The organism is Pseudoclavibacter sp. RFBJ3, from assembly GCF_002931375.1.
Lineage (GTDB): Bacteria > Actinomycetota > Actinomycetes > Actinomycetales > Microbacteriaceae > Pseudoclavibacter.
The window spans coordinates 15278-37194 of sequence record NZ_PSXZ01000003.1 but is presented as its reverse complement, the minus strand read 5'-3'; the positions used below and the strand labels follow the sequence as shown (position 1 = coordinate 37194).

At 69.4% G+C, this 21917-nt stretch carries 21 protein-coding genes and 1 tRNA gene; 10 read left to right on the top strand and 12 right to left on the bottom strand.

Translation table 11 applies throughout. From position 1 onward, the window contains the following. Window positions 1-65: 65 nt before the first annotated feature. From C5E07_RS02565 to C5E07_RS02555, 3 genes are read left to right on the top strand one after another with little or no spacing between them, the layout of a single operon-like run. Window positions 66-1763, top strand: a complete 1698-nt coding sequence (locus C5E07_RS02565) for a sensor histidine kinase (RefSeq protein ID WP_181057745.1) — start codon at window positions 66-68, stop codon at window positions 1761-1763. Continuing rightward, window positions 1753-2475, top strand: a complete 723-nt coding sequence (locus C5E07_RS02560) for a response regulator (RefSeq protein ID WP_104240415.1) — start codon at window positions 1753-1755, stop codon at window positions 2473-2475. Before C5E07_RS02565 ends, C5E07_RS02560 begins: the two co-directional genes overlap by 11 nt. Before the next feature lie 54 nt (window positions 2476-2529). Next, on the top strand, window positions 2530-3345 hold the full coding sequence (locus C5E07_RS02555; RefSeq protein WP_104240414.1) for a sugar phosphate isomerase/epimerase: 816 nt from the start codon (window positions 2530-2532) through the stop codon (window positions 3343-3345). 151 nt (window positions 3346-3496) lie between these two features. On the opposite strand, the gene C5E07_RS02550 is transcribed toward C5E07_RS02555, so the two are convergent. Genes C5E07_RS02550 through C5E07_RS02540 form a run of 3 tightly spaced genes read right to left on the bottom strand, consistent with a single transcriptional unit; the run spans window position 3497 to window position 9302 of the window. Then, complete coding sequence (locus tag C5E07_RS02550; RefSeq protein ID WP_181057743.1) at window positions 3497-5719, bottom strand: YhgE/Pip domain-containing protein; 2223 nt, start codon at window positions 5717-5719, stop codon at window positions 3497-3499. Next, window positions 5716-8676, bottom strand: coding sequence for an MMPL family transporter (locus C5E07_RS02545; RefSeq protein ID WP_104298325.1), 2961 nt, complete (start codon window positions 8674-8676; stop codon window positions 5716-5718). The genes C5E07_RS02550 and C5E07_RS02545 overlap by 4 nt, the downstream gene beginning before the upstream one ends. A 29-nt stretch (window positions 8677-8705) precedes the next feature. Next, window positions 8706-9302 carry a TetR/AcrR family transcriptional regulator gene (locus C5E07_RS02540; RefSeq protein WP_104240411.1) on the bottom strand — a complete coding sequence of 199 codons (597 nt, stop codon included), beginning with the start codon at window positions 9300-9302 and terminating at the stop codon, window positions 8706-8708. Between the two features lie 178 nt (window positions 9303-9480). On the opposite strand from C5E07_RS02540, the gene C5E07_RS02535 reads away from it, so the two are divergent. Next, window positions 9481-9672: a hypothetical protein gene (locus tag C5E07_RS02535; protein WP_104240410.1), complete on the top strand. Its 192-nt coding sequence runs from the start codon at window positions 9481-9483 to the stop codon at window positions 9670-9672. A 253-nt stretch (window positions 9673-9925) separates the two neighbouring features. Beyond that, window positions 9926-10435, top strand: coding sequence for a hypothetical protein (locus C5E07_RS02530; protein ID WP_146080482.1), 510 nt, complete (start codon window positions 9926-9928; stop codon window positions 10433-10435). Between the two features lie 101 nt (window positions 10436-10536). Here C5E07_RS02530 and C5E07_RS02525 read toward each other — a convergent pair whose 3' ends face one another. Beyond that, the gene (locus tag C5E07_RS02525) at window positions 10537-11184 is read right to left on the bottom strand and encodes a vitamin K epoxide reductase family protein (RefSeq protein ID WP_104298323.1); all 648 of its coding nucleotides are present in this window, start codon (window positions 11182-11184) and stop codon (window positions 10537-10539) included. A gap of 12 nt (window positions 11185-11196) precedes the next feature. Further along, window positions 11197-11988: a thioredoxin domain-containing protein gene (locus C5E07_RS02520; RefSeq protein WP_104298322.1), complete on the bottom strand. Its 792-nt coding sequence runs from the start codon at window positions 11986-11988 to the stop codon at window positions 11197-11199. A gap of 135 nt (window positions 11989-12123) precedes the next feature. Here C5E07_RS02520 and C5E07_RS02515 point away from each other — a divergent pair, with 135 nt between their 5' ends. Further along, window positions 12124-13386 carry an MFS transporter gene (locus C5E07_RS02515; RefSeq protein WP_104298321.1) on the top strand — a complete coding sequence of 421 codons (1263 nt, stop codon included), beginning with the start codon at window positions 12124-12126 and terminating at the stop codon, window positions 13384-13386. A gap of 50 nt (window positions 13387-13436) precedes the next feature. Here the strand turns inward: C5E07_RS02515 and C5E07_RS02510 are convergent, their stop codons facing one another. Both C5E07_RS02510 and C5E07_RS02505 read right to left on the bottom strand, forming a co-directional pair. Beyond that, window positions 13437-14792: a D-arabinono-1,4-lactone oxidase gene (locus C5E07_RS02510; protein ID WP_181057741.1), complete on the bottom strand. Its 1356-nt coding sequence runs from the start codon at window positions 14790-14792 to the stop codon at window positions 13437-13439. A gap of 162 nt (window positions 14793-14954) precedes the next feature. Then, window positions 14955-15027: transfer RNA gene (locus C5E07_RS02505), tRNA-Lys, on the bottom strand. Between the two features lie 89 nt (window positions 15028-15116). On the opposite strand from C5E07_RS02505, the gene bcp reads away from it, so the two are divergent. Next, window positions 15117-15596 carry a thioredoxin-dependent thiol peroxidase gene (gene bcp / locus C5E07_RS02500; RefSeq protein ID WP_104240404.1) on the top strand — a complete coding sequence of 160 codons (480 nt, stop codon included), beginning with the start codon at window positions 15117-15119 and terminating at the stop codon, window positions 15594-15596. Here the strand turns inward: bcp and C5E07_RS02495 are convergent. Further along, window positions 15593-16009, bottom strand: coding sequence for a hypothetical protein (locus tag C5E07_RS02495; protein ID WP_104298319.1), 417 nt, complete (start codon window positions 16007-16009; stop codon window positions 15593-15595). The two genes, bcp and C5E07_RS02495, sit on opposite strands and share 4 nt — an antisense overlap. A 179-nt stretch (window positions 16010-16188) precedes the next feature. Here C5E07_RS02495 and C5E07_RS02490 point away from each other — a divergent pair, with 179 nt between their 5' ends. Next, window positions 16189-16437, top strand: a complete 249-nt coding sequence (locus C5E07_RS02490) for a WhiB family transcriptional regulator (RefSeq protein WP_068476994.1) — start codon at window positions 16189-16191, stop codon at window positions 16435-16437. A gap of 48 nt (window positions 16438-16485) precedes the next feature. Here the strand turns inward: C5E07_RS02490 and C5E07_RS02485 are convergent, their stop codons facing one another. From C5E07_RS02485 to C5E07_RS02475, 3 genes are read right to left on the bottom strand one after another with little or no spacing between them, the layout of a single operon-like run. After that, window positions 16486-17988 (bottom strand): sensor histidine kinase, encoded by a 1503-nt coding sequence (locus C5E07_RS02485; RefSeq protein ID WP_104240402.1) that lies wholly within the window; start codon window positions 17986-17988, stop codon window positions 16486-16488. Between the two features lie 9 nt (window positions 17989-17997). Next, the gene (locus C5E07_RS02480; protein ID WP_104298318.1) at window positions 17998-19518 is read right to left on the bottom strand and encodes a P-loop NTPase; all 1521 of its coding nucleotides are present in this window, start codon (window positions 19516-19518) and stop codon (window positions 17998-18000) included. A 1-nt stretch (window position 19519) separates the two neighbouring features. Beyond that, window positions 19520-20146 carry a hypothetical protein gene (locus C5E07_RS02475; protein WP_104298317.1) on the bottom strand — a complete coding sequence of 209 codons (627 nt, stop codon included), beginning with the start codon at window positions 20144-20146 and terminating at the stop codon, window positions 19520-19522. A 125-nt stretch (window positions 20147-20271) separates the two neighbouring features. Between C5E07_RS02475 and C5E07_RS19910 the strand changes: the two genes are divergently transcribed. Then, window positions 20272-20583 (top strand): helix-turn-helix domain-containing protein, encoded by a 312-nt coding sequence (locus C5E07_RS19910; protein ID WP_104240399.1) that lies wholly within the window; start codon window positions 20272-20274, stop codon window positions 20581-20583. A 91-nt stretch (window positions 20584-20674) separates the two neighbouring features. Here C5E07_RS19910 and C5E07_RS02465 read toward each other — a convergent pair whose 3' ends face one another. Beyond that, window positions 20675-21271: a hypothetical protein gene (locus tag C5E07_RS02465; protein WP_146080481.1), complete on the bottom strand. Its 597-nt coding sequence runs from the start codon at window positions 21269-21271 to the stop codon at window positions 20675-20677. A 198-nt stretch (window positions 21272-21469) separates the two neighbouring features. Here C5E07_RS02465 and C5E07_RS02460 point away from each other — a divergent pair, with 198 nt between their 5' ends. Further along, window positions 21470-21877 carry an Rv3235 family protein gene (locus C5E07_RS02460; RefSeq protein WP_104298315.1) on the top strand — a complete coding sequence of 136 codons (408 nt, stop codon included), beginning with the start codon at window positions 21470-21472 and terminating at the stop codon, window positions 21875-21877. Window positions 21878-21917 lie beyond the last annotated feature (40 nt).

Below are 21917 nucleotides of genomic sequence, written 5' to 3'. Positions count from 1 at the left end.
ACTGTTCTCATCGCCGACGGTGCAGTGCAGCGCCGGGAGATGCGACGACCGTGAGGAGGAGCGCCATGCGATTCGCAAGCTGGAGCGTCGCGACGCGCCTCTTCGTGCTGCAGTTCGTCGCCATCCTCGTGCTCACCGGCATCGGCGTGGCGATCGTGTGGGCGGATGCGAGACGCGAGGCCGAAGACGACGCCGCGCTGCGCAGCCTCGCCGTCGCCGAGACCATCGCCCACGACCCGTTCGTCGTGGAGCAGCTCGAGACAGCCGCCCCGAGCAGCAGCCTGCAGCCCTACGCGATCTCCATCTCCGACTCCACCGGCGTCGACTTCATCACGATCATGAACACGGACGGGGTGCGCATCACGCACCGCAACCCCGAGGAGATCGGCCGCCCGTTCCAGGGCAACATCGACGCTGCACTCGCCGGCTCCACCTTCACGGAGACCTACACGGGCACCCTCGGCCCCTCGGTGCGCGCCGTCGCCCCCATCTGGGACGACGGCGAGGTCGTCGCCCTCGTCTCCGCGGGCGTCACCGTGTCGAACGCGCACGTCGCGACCGGGTCCCGCATCGCGCTCATCCTCTGGTCCGCGCTCGGCGCGCTGCTCATCGGCGGGGCTGGCGCCTGGGCGCTCAGCCGCTATCTTCGCCGCGTGACCGACAATCGCGGCCCGGAGGACCTCGCGCGGATGTTCGCCTACTACGAGGGGGTGCTGCGCTCCATCGACGAGGGCCTGGTGCTCATCGACACGAAGGGCAGGATCGCGCTCACGAATGTGAAGGCCGCCGAGTACCTCGGCCTGCCGCCCTTCGACGAGCACGCCGCGCCGGTGCCGGTGCGCGACCTGGAGGCACCGGAGATCCTCCGCGAGGTGATGCTGCGCGGCGAGGCCGTCGTCGACGAGATCGTGGTGACGGAGCGCCACGTGCTCGTCGTGAACGGCGAGGCGGTCGTGACGCGCGGCCCCGGCCACGACGCTCCCCGGTTCGCGGGCACCGTCGTCACGCTGCGCGACCATTCCCGCATCGAGGAGCTGAGCGGCGAGCTCGAGACCTCCCAGACCCTCGCCGCGGCGCTCCGCTCGCAGGCGCACGAGTTCGCGAATCGACTCCACACCATCATCGCCCTCATCGAGCTCGGGCAGCCGGAGGAGGCGATGCGCCTCGCCAGCTCGACCCTCGGAGTCAGCCAGGAGCTGGCCGACCGCCTCGTGCGCGCCATCGAGGACCCGGTGCTCGTCGCCCTGCTCCTCGGCAAATCCGCGCAGGCCGACGAGATGGACGTGCGCTTCGAGCTGCACCTGCCGGAGCGGGTCCCCGCGAGCGCCTCGGCTCGCGACCTCATCACGATCGTCGGCAACCTCGTCGACAACGCGCTCGAGGCGGCCCGGACGACGCCCTCCCCCGCCGTGCGGGTGCTCGTCGAGGAACTCGACGGGGAGGTGCTCATCGAGGTGAGCGACAGCGGAGAGGGACCCGACCCGGACTTCCTCAGCCACATCTTCGACTTCGGCGTCTCCGGCAAGCCCGGCAAGGGCCGAGGCGTCGGGCTCGCGCTCGTCCGCCAGGCCGTGCGCAGGTCCGGGGGAAGCATCGACGTCGAGGGGTCCGCGTTCACGGTCTGCCTGCCGCTGCGCGAGCAGCCGGAGGCCCGAGCAGAGGACACGGTGACCGAGACCGGGCACGGCGTGCCGCGCATCCACGTGCCCGCGGGCCCACGAGGCGCCACCTCGCGCAGTGCAGGAGCGTCGGATGACCGCTGACGAACGCTCGCCGCGAGACCTGCATGTGCTCGTCGTCGACGACGAGCCCATGACCGCACGAGCGCACGCCTCCTATGTCGACCGGCTCGCCGGCTTCACGACGGTCGGCGTCGTCGGCACGGCGTCTGCCGCGATCCTCGCCGTCCGGGCGTCGGGCAACGGTCATGCTGCTCGCATCGACGTCGTCCTCCTCGACATCAACATGCCGGATGCGACCGGCATCGACGTGGCCCGCAAGCTTCGGGCCGAGGGGCACGACGTCGACATCATCGCGGTCACCGCCGTCCGCGAGGCCGCGACCGTCAAGCAGGCGGTGTCGCTCGGCATCGCCCACTACCTGCTGAAGCCCTTCACCTTCCAGACCTTCGCGGAGAAGCTCGAGGCGCTCCGCGAATACCGTGCAGGCCTCTTCGACCACGTCGTCTCGAGCCAGGACGAGGTCGACCAGACCCTCGCGGCCCTCCGGCACGCCGCACCGCAGTCGAGCCTTCCCAAAGGACTGACCAGCGAGACCCTCACGGGCGTCATCGCCGCTCTCCGCGGCCTCGACGCCGGCAGTGGCATCTCCGCCAAGGAGCTCTCCGAGCAGCTTGCCCTCTCCCGAGTCACTGCCCGCCGCTACCTGGAGCACCTCGTCGACACGGCAGCCGCCGAGCGCACTCCGAGGTACGGCACACCCGGTCGACCAGAACTCGAGTACCGGCTCTCCTGAGCCGGGCCGGGCTCCGTCACCTTTCGGACAGCCGGGAGGAGTAATCTCCGGAAAATGATCACCGTCGGCATGAGCACCTCCTGCACGTTCCCGAAGTCTGTCGAGACCTCGTTCCAGATAGCTCGCGACGCGGGCTTCGACGGTATGGAGATCATGATCTCGACGGACCAGACGTCACGAAGCGTGGATGCGCTGAAGCGGCTCATCGACAAGTACCAGCTCCCGGTGCTGGCCGTGCACGCACCCGTGCTGCTCTTCACGCAGTTCGTGTGGGGCCGCGACCAGCGCACGAAGCTCCAGCGCTCCGCCGAGCTCGCCCGCGACATCGGCGCCTCCACGGTTGTCGTACACCCGCCGTTCCGGTGGCAGTCGGGATACGCGGAGAACTTCCTCGGCATCGTCCGCGAGATCAACGAGGACACCGGCACCGAGATCGCCGTCGAGAACATGTTCCCGTGGAAGGTGTCCGGCCGGGCGCTGCAGGCCTACAAGCCGGGCATCGACCCAGTCGACATGGACTGCGACGCCATCACGCTCGACTTCTCGCACGCCGCGCTCTCCGGCCGCGACTCCCTGCAGATGGCGAAGGCGGCCGGCGACCGGCTGCGGCACATCCACCTCTGCGACGGACAGGCGCCCGAGGCGAACGACAAGCTCTTCGACGAGCACCTCGCGCCCGGCGAGGGCGGGCAGCCCGTGGCCGAGACCCTCCAGTACCTCGCGTCGATCGGCTGGTCTGGCCACGTGGTCGCCGAGGTGAACACGCGCAAGGCGAAGAACGAGCCGGATCGCCTGCGCATGCTGCGCGAGACGGTCGCGTTCGCGCACGAGCACCTGCAGCTCGGCCGCCCCGTCTCCGACACCGTCTAGGCCCGGTCGCCTCCCACACTCGGTTCTCGGGATGGCTTGCACGACTTCGGATGGCTTGCAGGCCATCCCGAGGCGAGAAAGCCATCCAGAAACCTGCAGTGGTGAGGCGAGGCCGGGCGGCCGGGCGAGGCCGGGCCGGCCGAGCCGTGGGCTACACGGTGACCGGCTCGCGTCGGCTCGCCGTGAGTCCAGCCACGAGCGACGGCTTCGAGCGCCGCCTGCGGCCGATGACCAGGCTGGCGGCCCCGAAGGCGACGGCGGCGATGACGAGCATGCCGACAGCGGCCATGACGACTCCGGATGCGGTGCCGCCCGAGTAGGCGAGCTGCAGCCCAGCGGCGAGGTGGGTGCCGGGGAGCAGCCCCGACAGCATCTCGACGAAGGGCGACTTCAGCTCGAGCGGCACGAGTCCGCGCATGGCGAGCACCTGGATGCTCAGCAGGCCCATGGATGCCACGGCCGCGGCACGCCTGCCCCAGAGCGTCGTGAAGAGCAGGTGCACCCCGATGAGGGCGAGCGCGCAGAGCGCTCCCAGTCCGAGCGTCGCGAACGCGGCCGTGACGGGAACCCCCACGAAGCCGTGGGCGATGACCATGACGGCGAAGAGCACCGCGCCGAGCGGCAGGAGCATGCGCCTGGTCGCGTCGAGCAGGATGCGCCCGTTCGAGGCCATGGAGGCGTAGGCCTCGGTCGGCACGAGGCGCCGCATGAGCGTGGTCGCGAGGGCCGTGAGCCAGAGGGCGAGCGGCAGGATGAGGGTGGTGAGGATCTCGCCGAAGCTCACTTCGTGCTGCATGGTCTGGTTCGCCTGCACGGGGTTGGCAACCACTTCGGCGAGCGCGTCGGGGTCGCCGACGGCGTTCTCGGCCTGTGCGGCGCCGTCGCTCAGGCCCGTCGAGAGCTGGCTTGCGCCGGAGGTGAGCTCTCCGACGCCGTCCTGGATGGGCGCGACGCCGTCGACGAGCAGTTGCTGCCCGTCGCGGAGCTGCCCGAGCCCTGTCGCGAGCGCGCTGGCACCCGTCTCGAGCTGGGCGCCGCCGGTCACGAGCTGGGACGCGCCGCTCTCGAGTTCATCGCCTGCCGTCGCAAGGTCGGAGGCTCCCGTCGTGAGGCTGCTTGAGCTGGCGGAGAGCTGCGTGGCCCCGGCGTTGAGCTGGTCGATGCCGTCGGCGAGCTGGACGAGGCCGGCGCCGAGCGTGGGCAGCTCGGATGCGCCCTCGGTCACGGCGGTGAGCTCGCCCGTCGCGCTGTCGAGGGTCTCGACGAGGCCGTCGACGCCACCGGTCGTGCCGACGAGGCCCTTCAGCTGCGTCTCGCACTCGGTCTTGAGGGTCGGGTCGGCGAGCGCGGCGCACCAGGCGACGAGACCGTCTGTGGAGTCGTTCAGGGCGACGAGCGCTGGCCTGATCTGCTCCTGGTAGGTCGCAGTGCCTTGTGTGACGGCGCTCGAGTATCCCTCGAGCTGGGTGCCGGCGTCCTGCAGCTGCTGGCCGCCTTCGCGGAGCCCTGGCGTCTGCACGGCGAGCTGGCCGATACCGGCCGCGAGCTGATCGGCCCCGCCCGTGTACTGCGTGACACCCGCTGAGAGCTGGTCGACGCCCGCCGTGTACTGGCTGATGCCGCTCGAGAGCTCGCCGACTCCGGACACGTAGGTGGTGACGCCGGTGGAGAGCTCGCCCGCGCCGTCGGCGCTCTGCACGAGTCCGGCCGAGAGCTCGTCCTGCCCGTCGGCGAACTGGGCGAGCCCGGAGCCGAGCTGCGTGCCGCCGTCGGCGAGCTGCGAGGCGCCGTCTGCCGCGTCGCGCAGCGAGGTCGCCGTCTGGCCGATGCCGTCGAAGAGCTGCACGGCGACCATCTCGGTCACCTGCGTGCCGAACTGGGCGGTGAGGGCGTCTGCGAGTCCGTTGGCGATTGCCGGGGAGAGGTAGTCGTGCGACTCGTCGGTGGTCACGTCGATCGTGGCCGGCTGCGCGCCATCGTCGGCAAGGCCGGTGATGCGCGCGGAGAAGTCCTCCGGGATGGTGACGACGACATACGCGGAACCGTCTTCCAGCGCTGCCTTGGCCGTGTCGGCATTGGCGAGCTGCCAGTCGAAGCCCGTCGCGGTGTCGGGATCGGTGAGGGCGCTGACGACGAGGCGTCCGGCGATGACGGTCGTCTCCGTGCCGTCTGGCGCCGTCTGGGTCTGCAGCTGGTCGTTGTTGACGATCATCGCGGGGATCGCCGAGGTGCGTGCCTCCGCGCCGGCGAGGCCGGCAAAGTAGGCGCCCGCGACGACGAGCGGCACGAGGATGGCGACGAGCAGGTTGCGCAGGCGCCTCTGGCGCAGGGCCCCGCGGTCGGCCGTGACGGCGTGGAGGACGGCGGCGCTCATGCGAGTGCTCCCTTGTGCGTGCTGGTTGCTGCTTGGGTGGATGCTGGGGTGCCGGTGGGTGCGCTCGGCTGCGCATCGAGGCGGATGCGCCTGGCGGGGCGGCGGACCTCTCCGAGGATGGCGGCGGCGTCGAGTCCGCTGGGGAGCCCGAGCACGATCGTCGTCTCCGGTGCGGCGAGGGAGCTGGCGGCGGCGAGCACGACGGCCGCCAGGCGCGTCGTGACGTCCGGTTCTGCTCCGGGCCCGAGGTCGAGGACAAGCACTTCCGGGCCCTCGGCGAGCGCGATGCGGGCGAGCGCGACTCCTCTGGATGCTGGCCGCAGCTCGCCGAGGCTCGTCTCGGCGCTGACGCGCGGCGAGCCGTCGCGCAGGCGGGCTGTGGCGGCCGAGATCTCGGCCACTCCCTGGTCGATGAGTCCCGACGGCACGGCTCCCCCGGCGGCGCCGCGCCCGAGGCGGAGGCGCTCCTCGAGGAGCGCCCCGACGGTGAGCTCCGCGGATCTGGCGTCGAGCGTCGACGCGTCGACGACGGCGACGCGCTGCATGAGCGCGCTCTCGTCTCCGGGAGTGAGGTGCCCGTGGGCGTGGGCGTGGCCGCTCACGGGGGCGATGCGTCCGGCGAGCGTCGCGGCGAGCAGCCGCCGTTCGGCGAGCTGTCCTTCGACGAGCAGCACGCCGCCGCGCTCGATGCCGCCCGTGACGGGGCGTGTCGCCGCCGAGTCGGAACCGGCGATGAGCGCGTCCATGGCGATGCCGTCTGGCTGGTCCCGCATCCATTCCGCGTTCTGCCGGTAGTGGCGAAGGTGCTCGCCCTCCACGTCGAGGTCGGGGAGGATGCGCTCGAGCCAGGCGGGCAGGGCCCACGCCCGGTTGCCGAGCATCGCCATGATGGCGGGAACGAGCGTCATGCGCACGAGGAACGCGTCGAAGAAGATCCCGGCCGCGAGGCCGAGGGCGATGGCCTTGATGACGCCGGCTCCCTCTGGCACGAAGGCGGCGAACACGAAGAACATGATGAGCGCGGCAGCCGTGACGACGCGCGCGCCGTTCGCGAAGCCGGTCTCGACCGCCTCCTTGGCGTTCCCGCCGCGAACGTACGCCTCGCGCATCCCGGAGACGAGGAAGACCTCGTAGTCCATGGCCAGCCCGAAGATGATGGCCATGAGCAGGATGGGCATGAAGCTGATGATGGGGCCGGGCACGACGTGCAGCGCGTCGGCGAACCACCCCCACTGGAAGATCGCGACGACCACTCCGAAGGCGGCGAAGACGCTCAGCAGGAAGCTCAGCGCCGCCTTGAGGGGAACGAGGATCGACCGGAACACCATCATGAGCAGGAAGAAGCTGAGCCCGACGACGACGGCGGCGAACGGCAGGAGCGCCTGGTTGAGGCGATCGGAGATGTCGAGCGCGATGGCGGTCGCACCGGTCACCGAGGTCTTCATACCCGTCTCGGCTTGGAGCTCGTCGCCGAGGTCGCGGATCTCGCCGACGACCCTCAGCGTCTCGTCGTCGTCCGGTCCGGTCGAGGGGACGACCTGGATGATCGCGGAGTCGACGGTCAGGTTCGGCAGCGGGTCGCCGACGGTGTCGATGCCGTCGACCTGCGCGACGCGGTCGGCGATGAGCTGCAGGTCGTCGAGCAGTGTGTCGTTGTCGCCCTGCGTGATGTCGACCATCACGATGAGCGGCCCGTTGGCCCCCGGCCCGAAGTGCTCGGAGACGAGGTCGTAGCCGATGTGCGCGACGCTGTCCTCCGGCTCGGAGGCGCCGGAGGGCAGTGCGAGCTTGAGGTCGAGGGCGGGGATGGCGAGCGTGCCGAGGATGGCGACGACCGCGAGCGCGAAGGCGAGCGGCGCCCGCATGACGAGTCGCACCCACCTTCTGCCCATGGTGGGCTTCGCGTTCGCGCCGGTCTCGCGGCGGAAGGCGCGCGACCCGGCCTTGGGCCGCATCCGCTCGCCGGCGAAGCCGAGGAGGGCTGGCACGAGGGTGATGACGGCGGCCATCGCCGCGAACACCGCGGCGGCGGCGGCGACGCCCATGACGCTCAGGAACGGGATGCCGACGATCACCAGGCCGAGCAGGGCGATCATGACGGTCACGCCAGCGAAGACGACGGCGTTGCCCGCGGTGCCGACGGCCGTGGCCGTGGACTCCTCCGGGTCCATGCCGGTGGCGAGCTGCGTGCGGTGGCGGGAGACGACGAAGAGCGCGTAGTCGATGCCGACGGCGAGGCCGATCATGACCGCGAGCAGCGGGGTGGCGCTGGAGACGACCACGAACTTCGCGGCGAAGAGGATCCCGCCCATCGTCACACCGACCCCGACGATCGCGGAGGCGAGCGGGAGACCTGCGGCGAGCACCGACCCGAAGGCGACGAACAGCACGATGGCCGCGAACACCACGCCGATGACCTCGGTCGGGGTGAGGCCGTACTCGAGGTTCTGGAAGATCTGGCCGTCGAAGCCGACCTGCAGGCCGGACCCCTCGAGCGAGGTGCCGATCTCGGTGACCTCGTCGATCGTCGCCTCGCTGATGTCCTCGCTGGTGCCGTCGAACTGCACGCGGATGATGCCTGCTTCGGCGTCGTCGGAGATCGCGTCGGTCGCGAACTCGGAGAAGGGCGACAGTGCCTGGCTGACTCCGTCGAGCTCGCCGAGCCGGTCTGCCGCGTCGTCGATGGCGCCACGGTAGGGCGCATCCTCGACGGAGTCACCCGCCGGCGTGACGACGACGATGCTGGCGCTCGCGCCTGCGGCCTCGGGGAACACCTCGCCGAGCCGGTCGAGCGCCGCCTGCGACTGGGTGCCTGGGATCGCGAACGACTCCTTCAGCGCACCTCCGGCAGCGACGCCGACGCCGAGCAGCACGGCGAGCAGCAGGATCCAGGCGGACAGGACGCGCCACGGGTGGCGGTAGGAGCCGCGGGCGATTCGGAAGAGGAGGAGGGCCATGGGTTCTTTGCCTGACTGTCGTCGGTCGACTACCGGCGCGTGGCCGAGATGAAGGTGAGGGCGGCGACGAGCTCGTCGCGTGTCGGCTCCGGCTTGTTGGCCTCGCCTGGGATGTTCTCGTTGGCGAGGCAGTAGGCGACTCCCGCGAGGCCGATGGCGATGCGCAGGGCGCGGTCCGGGTCGTCGTCCGAGAGGGCGACGACGAGCCGTTCGATGATGGGGTCGACTCGGGTGGCGATGAACTCGCCTGCACCGGTGCTGCGGTGGTTCACGAACATGTGCACGGCGAGGCGGTGCTGCAGCAGGAAGTCGACGAAGGGGCCGACGAGGCGCTCCTCCTCCGTGCCGATGTCGAGGTGCTGCAGCGAGTCGACGAGCTCCTCGAACGCGCCGAGGGCCTCGAGCACTGCCTGCTCGAAGAGCCCCTGCTTCGAACCGAAGTGGTAGAGGAGGTTGGCCTTCGTGTACCCGGCCTTGCTCGCGATCTCCTGCAGTGAGGCCCCTTCGTAGCCGTGCGCGGCGAACTCGACGAGCGCGGCCTGCTTGAGGAGGTCGGTCGGGTGCTTGCGCTGCCCTGCGTGGGGCGCTTCGGCCTGGGCCTTCTCGGCTGGGGGGATCTCGGTCACCCGTGGAGTCTATTGACCGAACGGTCAGACTTCAACCGATCGGTCAGGAAACGTGGGGTGGCGCTTCACGGCACTCTCCAAGATGCAGACAGACGACACCGCTAACCTGACCACGTCCACCAGAACGTCGGCGCGATCACAACGACGCGACCCCCGGCACAAGCAGGGAGCGGAAGCCATGCGCAAATTCCTCACCAACGGAGCGATCCTGTCCTCGATCTTCGGCATCGTGGGCGTCTTCCGACAGACCTCGATGGAGACCAAGCGCTGGCGCGCGGTGCTCGTCTGGCTCGCCTGGGGCATCTCGACGGCCCTCGCCATCAGCGCCGTCATGGACGACGCCAACCAGCGAAAGCTCGAGCTCGACTAACAATCCCGGCAGCGCGCGGCGTGTCTCTCGACTCGCCGCGCGAACGCCGCGAGACTAGTGCCGTCTCATTTCGGGCGCAGATGACCTGCACCCGGAAGAAGAGCCCATATTCCCGGTGCAGAAAGGGGACTCCGTGTTCGGTTGGTTCCGCAAGCGGCGACACCCCGAGGGTGACGCCACGTCGACGACAGACTCGACACAGCCCACCCCCCAGCAGGGAGCCCCCACTCCCCCCGTTCTCCCTCAGCAGCCGATGAGCGCGATTCCTGCGCCGATCCCTGCAGTCTCGGCACCGTCAGCCCGCCCGGCCATGCCGCTCGGAGGCCACCCGAACTTCTCGGGGCTCGAGCGTCCCGGCAGTGAAATGGAGCCGCCGCGCCTGCTCGAGCCGAGCGCCATCATGAGCGACGAGGCACGCGAAGAGCTCACGCTCCTCCTCGACGACATGTTCGGGGCAGAGGGCCGCTACCGGCTCGAGTGGCGCCCAGACCGCGAGCCAGGCGACGACGCCATGTTCTCCGAGATCATGGTCGCCGACCTCGTTCGGCGCATCCAGAACACGCTCGGAACGGTTGCCGCACTCGAAGCCGGCGACGCGGCTCCGGCCCGACTGACGCCCGTGAGCGAGCAGGAACGTCAGCGCGCCATCGAGACGTTTCTGAAGCCAGAGGAGTCGCTCGAGGACCTCGTCGAGACGGTCACTCCTCGCCCCGCCGACATCGCCGCTCGGGCAGCCATGTCCGCAGAGCGGAAGATCGCCTGAGCCTTCATCGGCTGAGTCGTCACCGACGCTCCAGCTGAGCTGCACAACGAAGAACCCCGGTCCGAAGTTCGGACCGGGGTTCTTGCGTGCGCGCTGCGCGCCTAGAAGGCGAGGTAGGGCAGGAGCCCCGTGAAGATCACGGCGGCGACCACGAGGTACCAGACGATGATGATCGTCAGCAGGAACGGGGCGAGCTTCTCCCCCACGCGCTTGGCGCCGGCACCGAGGTGCCCGTGCGCCATGTTGAAGATCGTGCCGGTCGAGACGAGGGGAATCGTCGCGGCCCAGATGATCATGCACCACAGGCACAGGCGGGCGAGCTCGAAGGCGCTGTACCACTGCAGGTAGCTGACGAGCGCTGCGGCACCCACGAGCCCGAGCTGGAACGCGACCCAGAACCAGCGGCGGTAGCTCGCGCCGGCGAGGATGCCCGCGCCGATCGCGACCGTCACCGCGAAGGTGACGAGCCCGATGATGATGTTCGGGAAGCCGAGGATCGCGCCGGCGGACGACTGCATGGCAGGCCCGCATGTGACGAAGACGTTCAGGTCGCAGATGAGCGCTTGCGTGGGCTCCTGCAGCTTGTGGATGTACTCGACGGTCAGGAAGAAGCTCGCAAGCAGACCGACGCCGCCGAAGACGACGAGCGCCCACGCCACGTTCTGGGGCGTTCGGACGAGCCAGGGCAGCTTGACTGCGCCGCCCTGCTCGTCCTCGATGGTCTCTGCCGGTTCGGAAGAGCTCGCCATCTCGCGTGCCCGCTACTCGCCGGTGTTCGCGGTGCCGGCAAGCGCCATGAGCGCCTCGACGTCCGGAGGAGTCTGCTGCAGCTCGCCGTCCACGAAGATGCTCGGGGTGCCGGAGACGCCAGCCTCGCGAGAGGCGGTCGTGTTCGAGGCAGCCCAGCCCGAGAACTCGCCGTTCGTCGCAGCGGCGAGCGCTTCCGGGTTCGTGACGCCCAGCTGGCTGAGCGCCGAGGAGTAGTCCGCGGGGCCCCAGCTGGTCTGTGTCTGTGCGGGGATGCCAAAGAGTCCGTCGTGCACCGCGAAGAAGGCGGAGGGCTCGTACGCCACGGTCGAGGCGATGGCCGCTGCCGCCTCGGCACCGTACGGCGCGACGATGTTGATCGCGTGGTAGGTGACCTGGATGTCGCCGGCTGCGACGAGGTCGTTGTACACGGCCCCGGTCTGCTCGTGGTAGTCCACGCAGTGGGGGCACGAGTAGTCGTAGTAGTAGTCGATCTTGACCGGAGCATCCGCTGCGCCGACGACGATCGCCGAGTTGTCGACGACCTGGATGGGCTGCTCGACGGTCGAGCCGTCGAGGCGCGCGACGGCGACGTTTCCTTCAGCCGAGAGCTCGATCTTCTTGCCGAACCAGGTCGAGCCGAACACGGCGAGCAGTACGATCGCGCCAAGCACGACCACGGCGCCGACGATGATGCCGACCTGCGTCAGCACGCGCGTGCGCTTGGCGCGCGCCTCTTCCTGCTTGCGGATGGCGTTGGCCTCCTCGCGAAGCTTCTGGATGTGTTCGCGGTTCTTGTCTGCCATTGCGGCTCTCCTCGGGTTCGACGACCGGCGTCATTGTACGTGAGATCATTTTGTGACCTTCACATAAATACTTGCGGCCACAACCATTACATTGTGCACCCCCGCGACCAAGACCACCCCCAGGGAGCAGCTGCCGTGAGTTCGATGTTCCGCTCGCTCCGTGAACGGAACTATCGCATCTGGTTCGCCGGATCACTGACATCCAACGTCGGAACGTGGATGCAGCGCACCGCCCAGGCGTGGATCGTGCTGACCGAGCTCACCGACAACGACGCCACCGCGCTGGGCGTCGTCATGGCCCTGCAGTTCGGCCCCCAGCTGCTGCTCGCCCCCTACGCGGGGGTGATCGCCGACCGCGTGTCGAAGCGGAAGGTCCTCATCTGGACGCAGTCGGCCATGGCGGTGCTCGCGCTCGCGCTCGGCGCCATCGTCACGGCGGGCGTCGCCGAGCTCTGGCACGTGTACGTCTTCGCCCTGCTGCTCGGCTGCGCCGCGTCCCTTGACGCCCCAGCGCGCCAGGCCTTCGTCTCCGAGGTCGTCGGACTCAAGCTGCTCTCGAACGCCGTGGCGCTCAACTCAGCCTCGTTCAACGGTGCCAGGATGATCGGCCCGGCGGTCGCCGGGGTCCTCACCGTGTTCATCGGCGCGGGCCCCGTGATCCTCGTCAACGCACTGACGTACGTCGCGACGATCGCCGCGCTCCTGGCCATGCGCACCTCGGAGCTGCTGCCGTCTCCCCCGTCGAAGCGAGGTCGCGGCCAGATCCGGGAGGGCATCCGCTACGTCGCGAACCGCCCCGACATCGTCGCCGTGCTCGTGCTGGTGTTCCTCCTCGGCACCTTCGGCCTCAACTTCCCGATCTACACCGCGACGATGACGACCATGGAGTTCCAGGGCGGCGCCGACAGCTTCGGGCTGCTCTCCTCGATCCTGGCCATCGGCTCGCTCGGCGGTGCGCTGCTCGCCGCGAAGCGGGAACGCGCCAGGTTCCGCGTACTGCTCTCCTCGAGCGGGTTCTTCGCGCTCAGCTGCCTCGCGGCGGCCCTCGCGCCGACCTTCTGGCTGTTCGCACTGGCGCTCATCCCGATCGGCTTCACCTCGCTGAGCGCCATCACGACCGCGAACGCGCTCGTGCAGGGCAGCGTCGAGCCATCCATGCGCGGACGGGTGCTCTCGCTGTACATGGCGATCTTCCTCGGCGGAACCCCGATCGGCGCGCCCGTCGTGGGCTGGATCGTCGAGCTGTTCGGGCCGCGAGCCGCCCTGCTCGTGGGCGGCGCATCCGGAGCCGTCGGAGCCCTGCTCGCCGCCTGGATCCTGCATCGGGCCGGAGCGTTCAGATGGCGCGACAGGCCATGGCGCCAACCGGACGACCCGCGAGCCGACCAACCGCTCTGAGCGGCCTTGAGCGCGCCCTGAGGACTCCCTACAGGGGCGCGCGGGCCGCGCTAGTGCGCCCCGAGGACCCGCGTGAGGTGGGCGTTGTCGAACACGCCTGCGGGGTCGAGTCGTTCCCGTGCCGTATGGAAGTCGCCGAAACGCGTGATGACGTGCTTGAACTCCTCGGCCCGCACCGTGTGGAAGCTCCCCCAGTGGGGCAGACCACCGAGGCGGAGGAACAGGTCTTCTGCAGCGGTGAAGATGGGCCGAGCATCGAGGGTCGACGGGACCCGGACGGCGATGTTGCCGACGGCCCTGCGGTAGGCGTTCGACAGGCACGCGTCGTCGGCGGCAGTCGTCGAGATGCGCACGGCGTACGGCAGGTTCAGGTGGGCGCGCTCGATGGTCTCGTCGAGGGCGCGAAGCACCTCAGGCGTCTCGGCGATGGGGAACGAGTACTCGAGCGACGCGAACCGCACCGGGGCGGGCTCCGCGAGCGCCCGCATGGGGCCGAGGGTCGATTCGCCCACCGGATGCACGCGGTTCGCGAGCCTGTTCACGGCGGGAGTCAGCAGCGGCAGCGACTTCGAGAGCCCGATCGCGAGCACCTCGCCAAGCGCACCGAACGACGCCGAACGCCGTGACGGCGTCGGCTCGTCGGCGATCTCACCGGACTCGCGGAACCCCTGCGTCACGAACACCTCGTCGGTGTGCGGCCGCCAGCTCGCGGAGAAGTGGTCGGCCCCGGAGGCGAGGACCTCGAACTCGTCGACGAGTGCGCTCATGCGCATCTCCTCGGCGGAGGTGCGGATGCGGTAGCCGGGGACGATGCGGAACACGAGCTCCGTGAAGACGCCGAGCGCGCCGAGGCTGAGCTTGACCGATGGCCAGAGCTCGAGGTCCTGGTGGGCGCTGACCGTGACCAGCTCGCCCGTGCCCGACACGAGCGTGGCCGAGACCAGCTGGGACGAGAGGCTCGCGAAGCGCGCGCCCGTGCCGTGGCTGCCCGTGGCGACGGCACCGCCGAGCGTCACGGCCGGGTTGTTCGGGATGTTCTCGAGCTGCCAGCCGTAGGACTCGAGGAGGGCCCCGGCCTCGGCGATCGTGGTGCCCGCGCCGAACGCGGCCTCGCGACTGTCGAGGTCGATCCAGTTCAGGCCGCGCAGCCCGCGCGCGTCGAGCAGGACATCAGGCGCTGCAGCCAGGGCGTTCGAGGTGTGGCTCGCGCCGACCGGACGAACGTGCCTGCCACTCGCGTAGGCGTCCGCGACGATCTGCTGCACGTCTTCAGCGACCCGAGGAGCAACGATGCTCGAGGGGTTCGCCCGTGCGGTTCGCGGCCAGTTCGCCCACAGTTCACCGGGTGCATTCGTCACGGAATCCGCCTCCTCGTCGTCGGCGCGTTCCGCGCCAAGCCAGTGCATGCCCATTCTGCCAGCACCCAGCCTCCAAGAACGGCAGACCGGCGATGGGCGGGCCGGCGAGGCACCCTGCGGGGAGATGCAAGAGCCTGCGTACCGACGCCAGGGCCTGCGCGCAGATGCAAGAAGGCCCGGTAGCTGGCGAGAGCTACCGGGCCTATCTCGTACACCCCCTCGGACTTGAACCGAGAACCCATTGATTAAGAGTCAATTGCTCTGCCAATTGAGCTAGAGGTGCATGTCGTTCCGTTTCCGTGGCGACCGAGAGAGCATAGCACTGTTTTGAACTCGAAGTCCAATCGGCCGCAACATGCCACGATTGAGGGCATGACGACAACAACTCCGGCCCGCCTCGAGCCGGGCACCAGCGCCCCGGACTTCACCCTGACCGACCAGGACGGCAGCGCCGTCTCCCTCGCCGACTTCCGCGGCAAGCGGGTCATCCTCTACACGTACCCCGAGGCTTTCACGCCCGGATGCACGGCTGAGGCCTGCGACTTCCGCGAGAGCGACGCTCCCCTGCGCGCAGCCGGCTACACGATCCTCGGCATCTCCTCGGACGACCCGGAGAAGCTGGCCGAGTTCCGCGAAGCCGAGCACCTCGACTTCACGCTCCTGAGCGACGCCGATCACGCGGTGCAGACCGCCTACGGCGCGTACGGCGAACGCAACAAGTACGGCCGCGTCGCGGTCGGCTCCATCCGCTCCACCTTCGTGATCGACGAAGAGGGGCGCATCGTGCACGCGCTCTACAACGTTCGAGCGGCGGGCCACGTCGCCCGCATCCTCAAGCTGCTCGAGGTCTAGCGGGACTCGGCCAGCTCGTCGTCGTCGCGGTGCAGTGCACGGCCGGTCGCCGGATGCACGGCCGCGACGACGCCGACGAGGCTGACCGCGGTCAGCACCCAGCCGACCCAGACCGCGATATCGCCCTGGAGGAACACCCAGGCGACTGCCAGCTGCATGATCTGCCAGGTGATGGCGGCACCACGGACCCAGGAGCGCAGGCGGAGCGTCGAGGCGGCGACGAGCGCCAGCAGAACGGCCCCGAGCAGCGACAGGCCAGCGAGCGCAAGGGATGAGGCGAGGAACTCCGCCTCCTGCGCTGCCGTCTCGATGACGAGGAACACCGTCGCGGCGGCGAGGATCGCGGCCTCGAGCCCGAGGACTCCGGCGAGCAGCAGGACGGTCTTCGGGCGCTTGGTCGTGCCGGTGCTCACGAATTACCCCTTGCCTGGAAAATCACGCTGTGGCAAAATCTTTCTCTAGGTAGAGATACCCGGAGGAATGCAAAATCGAGGCCAAGTCTATAGGCCAGTCACCGCATCCCGGGTTCCAGAACTTCGCTCCCAGCGGAGCGTTTTTGTGCGCGAGGCGCACTCGATAAGGAGCACCACTGATGGATTGGCGCGACACTGCCGCCTGCTTGGACGCAGATCCCGAGCTTTTCTTCCCCGTCGGGAACACCGGCCCAGCTGTAGACCAGATCGATGCTGCGAAGGCCGTCTGCGCTTCGTGCAAGGTCACCGAGGTATGCCTCCAGTACGCACTCGACACCGGTCAGGATTCCGGCGTCTGGGGAGGCCTCTCGGAGGACGAGCGGCGCGCACTCAAGCGACGCGCAGCGAGGGCTCGACGAGCTTCCTAGCAACCGAACATTCCGCGGCCTGGCCGCGGATCGCCCGACGGGCGGCGCTCACGCGCCGCCCGTTTCGCGTTTCCAGCGGCTCGGGATGCGCAGCTTCACCTGCGTGCCCTCACCTGGCTCCGAATGCCATTCGATCGAGCCACCGAGTTCGCCCTCGACGAGCGTGCGCACGATCTGCGTTCCGAGACCCGCCCCGATTCGTCCGGCGACGAATCCGGAGCCGGTGTCGGCGACCGTGACGGAGAGGCCTCCCGGCGTCTGCTCAGCGGTGACCGTCACCTCGCCTTCCTGGCCGGCGAGGCCGTGCTCGACGGAGTTCGTGACGAGCTCGGTGAGCGCGAGGGCGAGGGGCGTCGCGTACTCGCTCGGCAGCGTGCCGAAGCGCCCGCTGACGACGGGCCGGACGACCGTGTTGGAGGTCGAGGACACTTCGGTGATGAGCTTCATCACGCGGAGGAAGACCTCGTCGAAGTCGACGGTCTGCGAGAAGCCGCCGGAGAGCGTGTCGTGCACGACCGCGATGGAGGACACACGCCGCATCGCCTGGGTGAGGGACTCCCTGGCTTCGTCGCTGCGGGAGCGGCGGGCCTGGATGCGCAAGAGGGCCGCGACGGTCTGGAGGTTGTTCTTGACCCGGTGATGGATCTCGCGGATCGTGGCGTCCTTGGTGATGAGCTCCTGCTGCTGGTGCCTGACGTCGGTCGTGTCACGGCAGAGGACGATCGCGCCCGTGCGCTCTCCGTGCGCTCGCAGCGGGAGTGCACGAAGGGTGACGGTGATGTCTCGTGCCTCGACGTCGGTCATCCAGGGTGCTCGACCGGTGACGACAAGCGGAAGCGCCTCGTCGACCGTGACGCGGCTCTTGTCGTGGACCAGGGCGGAAGCGACTTCCGAGAGCACCTCGCCTTCGAGCTCGCCGCCGAAGCCGAGCTTGTTCATCGCGCTCAGCGCGTTTGCGCTCGCGAACGTGACGACCCCATCCCGGTCGAGCCGGATGAGGCCGTCGGAGGCGCGTGGCGCGCCCCGGCGGGAGATCTGCGGGGCTTCCGGGTCTGGGAAGGCGCCTTCCTCGATCATGGCGAAGATCTCGTCCGCGCAGTCACGGAAGGTCTCTTCCTGACGAGTGATGGAACGCGTGCTGCCGAGATTGGTGTGCCGCGTGATGACGGCGATGGGGTGCTGGCTCACACCCTCGCCGGGGAGACGGCAGAAGACGGGCGTCACGAGAAGCTGTGTCGGGATCTCGTCGAACCAGTCGGGTTCTGTCGAGCGCACGGTGGTGCCCTCTTCGTAGGCACGGCGGACGGCGACCGCCCACTGCTCGCGAACGGGCTGCCCGATGAGGTCTCGGTAGAACAGCGTCGGGGCGCTCGATGGGCGCCCCTGCGCGACCGCTACGAAGTCGTCGTCCTTGGTGTGGACCCAGAGGACCACGTCGGCGCACGAGAGGTCGGTGAGGAGCTGCCAGTCGGCGCTCAGCTGGAGTATCCACGACTGCTCAGCTTCACTGAGGGTTCCGCGGCGCTGGAGTTGCGAGGAGAGACTGGACACTCGGTCAGCTTAGGAGTTCTGACCTTGCAGTTCGCCACGACCGCGCCAGAATCGACGAAATGGGGCACTTCCTGCTGTCCGCTTGCCGAGGCGCACGCCGTCGACAGCCGGGGCGTTGGCTTCCGCCTCCGCCAGCAATGAGTCTGCGACGTAGCTGGAGATCGCGCGCGCGAATCCGGAGCGGGGACTCGCGTAGGTCACGGGCTCGCCTGCGAGGAGCGCACGGTCGCACGCCGACTGGTCGAGCGGGATGAGGGCACTCGCCTGCAGACCCGCGAAGCGCGAGAGCACGTGCTTGATCTGTCCCGCGGCGCCAAGGCCGACCGCTTCCCCCCGCACTCGGTTGACGATCACGTCCACAGGGGTCTCGCCGATGATCTCGATGAGGTTCACCCTCGCTCGCAGGAACCGCTGCAGGCCGACCGCCTGCCCATCTGCGACGGCCAGGATCCGGTCCGCAGCGCCGAGTGAGGTGAGCGTCGCCGCCGATCGACGAGGGGAGAACGCATCGCTCGCGATCTCGTCGTCCCTCTCGAGGCTGAACCCCACGTCCACGACGACGAGATCGGCGATCTCCCGGCATCTCTCGAGCACGGTGAGGACACGCTCCCGACTGAGCTCCGGCCATCTGGCAGGGTTGGCGATGCCCGTGAGCACCAGCAGCTCGTCTCGACCGATTGCAGAGGGGGCCGCGATCCGCTCGAGCTCGGCGAGCGTCAGCCGCGCCGCACCCGCGAGACGGCACGCGGCTGCGAAGCCAGGGGCCTCGTCGGTGATGCCGAGCATGGCGGCGAGCGATCCCCCGTAGCTGTCGGCATCGATGAGGAGCACCCTTCGGCCTGCCGCGGCCGCGCTGGCGGCGACCGCGGCCGCGACCGTCGATGCCCCCGGCGCCCCGTGCGAGCCCCAGACGGCGAGCAGGGCGCCCCTTCCTCCCCGCTCTCCTCTTCGTGCTGGACGTGGTGCCTCTGCGGCGCCCGGCTCTCTCGTCGCCCGAGTCGCCGCGTGTGCACGGACTCGCCCAGCACGCCTGGTCGCGGACCGACTGCCCTCCTCGACCACCGGAGCGTTCCCCGAGCCGTGGCTCGCGCCCACAGGCCCCGCATCCGCCGGTCGAGACACAGCCGCAGGAGGCCTGGCGAACGATGCGGACTGTTGCGGGATCGGTCCCGTCGCGACATCGCCGTCGGCGTCTGGCGCGGACACGAGCAGCATCTCGATCTCGCTCCAGCTGGCCGCGGCTTCCACGGTCTCCTTCGCGGAGAGCGTCTCCGCGTTGCGGCGCTCGAGGTCGCTTGCCACCACGACGATGAAACGCGCCCCGAACCGGGCGCAGGCGGCAAGGCTCCGTGCCGTCAGGGTCTCCGGAGCGCCCTGCAGCAGGACGATCTCAGGGCGGAGACGCTCGATTGCGGTCGCGGCGGCGAGTCCGCCGGAGACCCGGTCGACGATGTCGTGCCCAGCCGCGATGATGCCCTCCAGGAGGCGGGCCTCGATCTCGAAGTCGATAGCCATCAGAATGCGCGCCATCTCAGTTCTCCACCCCGAGGAACACGGGGACAAGGGCCACGCGCGCGTCGTTGCTGATGACGGCGAGCAGCGTCGGTATCTCGCTCTTCGGGAGGAGCAGTTCGACGCGATCAGCCTGGCTGCGCGACAGCGCCCCTTCCCGGGGGAGGATCTTCGCGACGACGGCGCTCGCTGAGATGAGGACCGGCGCACCGTAGGTTCCTGGGCTGCTCTCCTGGCTCGACCAGAGCTCCACCGCGGCACCCGCAGCCAGCTCGGTCGGGAGGCCGCCCGCGATCTCCACGATGATCGAGGTGCGGCTGGGGTCTGCGACTCCGATCAGGGATCTCGGGACGAGCTCGCCCGACTGCACTGCCTGCGTCACGACGAACTCGCCCTGCGGGACGGTCTCGCTACCGAGGTACGCCCCGGTGCTCGCCCCGAGACCGACCTCGACCGGGACGAGGTCATCGACCGTCAGCACCGCGCCCGGCGCGATCGTCGATGCCGCCGCGTAGGCGATCGACGTGCGGTTGCCGACGACGAGCACCCCGACGACCCCCAGCACCGAGACGGCGACGAGAAGCACGCCGATGACGACCCGAGGGTCGATCCAGCGTCTCGGTTTCCGAGCCTTGGTCACGGTCATGCATCTCTCCCCCACCGTCGGTCACCAGGCGTGGCGACTCGGACATCGTGGCGCAAGGTGGGAAACGGCGCAGAAGTTATCCACAACGCGGAACGAGCAACCGGGGGCGGGCGATAATCGACGGCATGAACGCATCCGTTGACCCCCAGTCAATCGGCCGCTTCCTGACCCTCGCCGAGGTCTGCGAGATCCTCAACGTCACGATGGATGTCGCAATGGGACTCGTGCAGAGCGCGGAGCTGCCCGCGATCCGCATCGGCGGGGTCGGCGAGTGGCGGGTCGAGCGGAGCATGCTCGAGCAGTACATCGACGATCAGTACGACTACCAGCGCCGGGTCGCCGCACTCCGGCAGGCCGAGTTCGCCGACTCCGGCGACTTCCTGACCGCTGACGAGCATCAAGACGAGGCACCCCCGCGACTTCGACCACTCCTCTAGCTCGCACCTCTTCAAGCGCTCACACCGAGCCTGCGACGCGGGAGAGTGCCGCGCGGGCGTGCGAGGCCGCGATCCGCGGCCGGTCCGCGGCTCAGTCGCCGGCGAGGATCACGAGACGCAGATCGTCGAGCGGGATGATCCGGTAGGCGACGACATCTTTCGAGCGACGCGCGACCCCTCGCTCGTGCACCGCGACGTCGACGTGGTCTCGGGCGACGCGGTCGATGGTGCCGACGATCGACCCGGTGGTCACGACGAACTCGCACTGCGCTCGGCGCCGACCAAGGTCTCGGAGTGCGAACGCCAGCCCCAGCCTGCCGGAGAGATCGCCCGGCCTGTTCCCCGTTGACTCGCGGAGGCTCGCGAGCAGCTGCGCCTCCGTGAGCACCAGCGACGCGATGCCGGCAGTCGGCACGATGCAGACGCGAACTCGCCCCGATTCCGCGACGAGCTCGGCCGAGAGCCAGTCGCTGCCGAAGGCCCGTGGGCGCACCGCCACGATCGAGCCGTCGGACATCTGCAGCGACACGGGCTCGTCACCGCTCTCCGCGAGCGCGACGAGCCGTTCACGCAGCGAGAGCCGACCGACCCGCAGCCGTTCGTCGTCGATGGCGCGCCTGGCGGCCTCGTCGTCGATCCCGCCCTGAAGCTGACCTGCGAGGTCGTCGAACATGTCGTCCCAGCGCACGCGGCCAGCGTAGGGGCAGGCGCAGCAGCGGCGAGGGTTATCCACAGGGCAGTTCGAACCTCGCGAGCCGAGCCCGACGCGTGGTTTCATGACGCCAGGCGGTTCGGGGGGAATCGCCGCAGAACATTCGGGGGCCGCATGTTGCCAGCGCGCAGCATCGGGGCGCTACGCGCCGTCGATGCAGCTCATCCATCCGCCATGTCCGGGGCGGGGGTGCTCATCGATGCCGATCCGCTGTTCGTCCGCGAGCGCACGGCCGCGAGCGACCTGCCGGACCCGAGCCCGCTCATCTCGAACCTCGCGAGGAGCATCGTCGAGGTGATCGCGGGCGTCCGAGACATCGAGCAGCTCTCACGGTGGGTCACCGACGACGTCTTCCGCCATCTCCTCATCCGCACGCAGCACGCGAACAGAGCGCGGCAGGCACGACGGCGACCGACGCGACGCCCGCACTTCGTGGAGCTCAGCCTGCGAGTGCAGACCACAAGCGAGAACATCGTCGACGCGGTTGTCATCCTCGATTTCGGGGCGCGCGTTCGCGCGGTCACCGTTCGGTTGGAAGGGCTCGACCGTCGCTGGCGGGCATCCGCGATCCACGTGCTCTGATCGCGGTTGCGGCGCCTCGGACGACGCAGCGGGCGCCCCA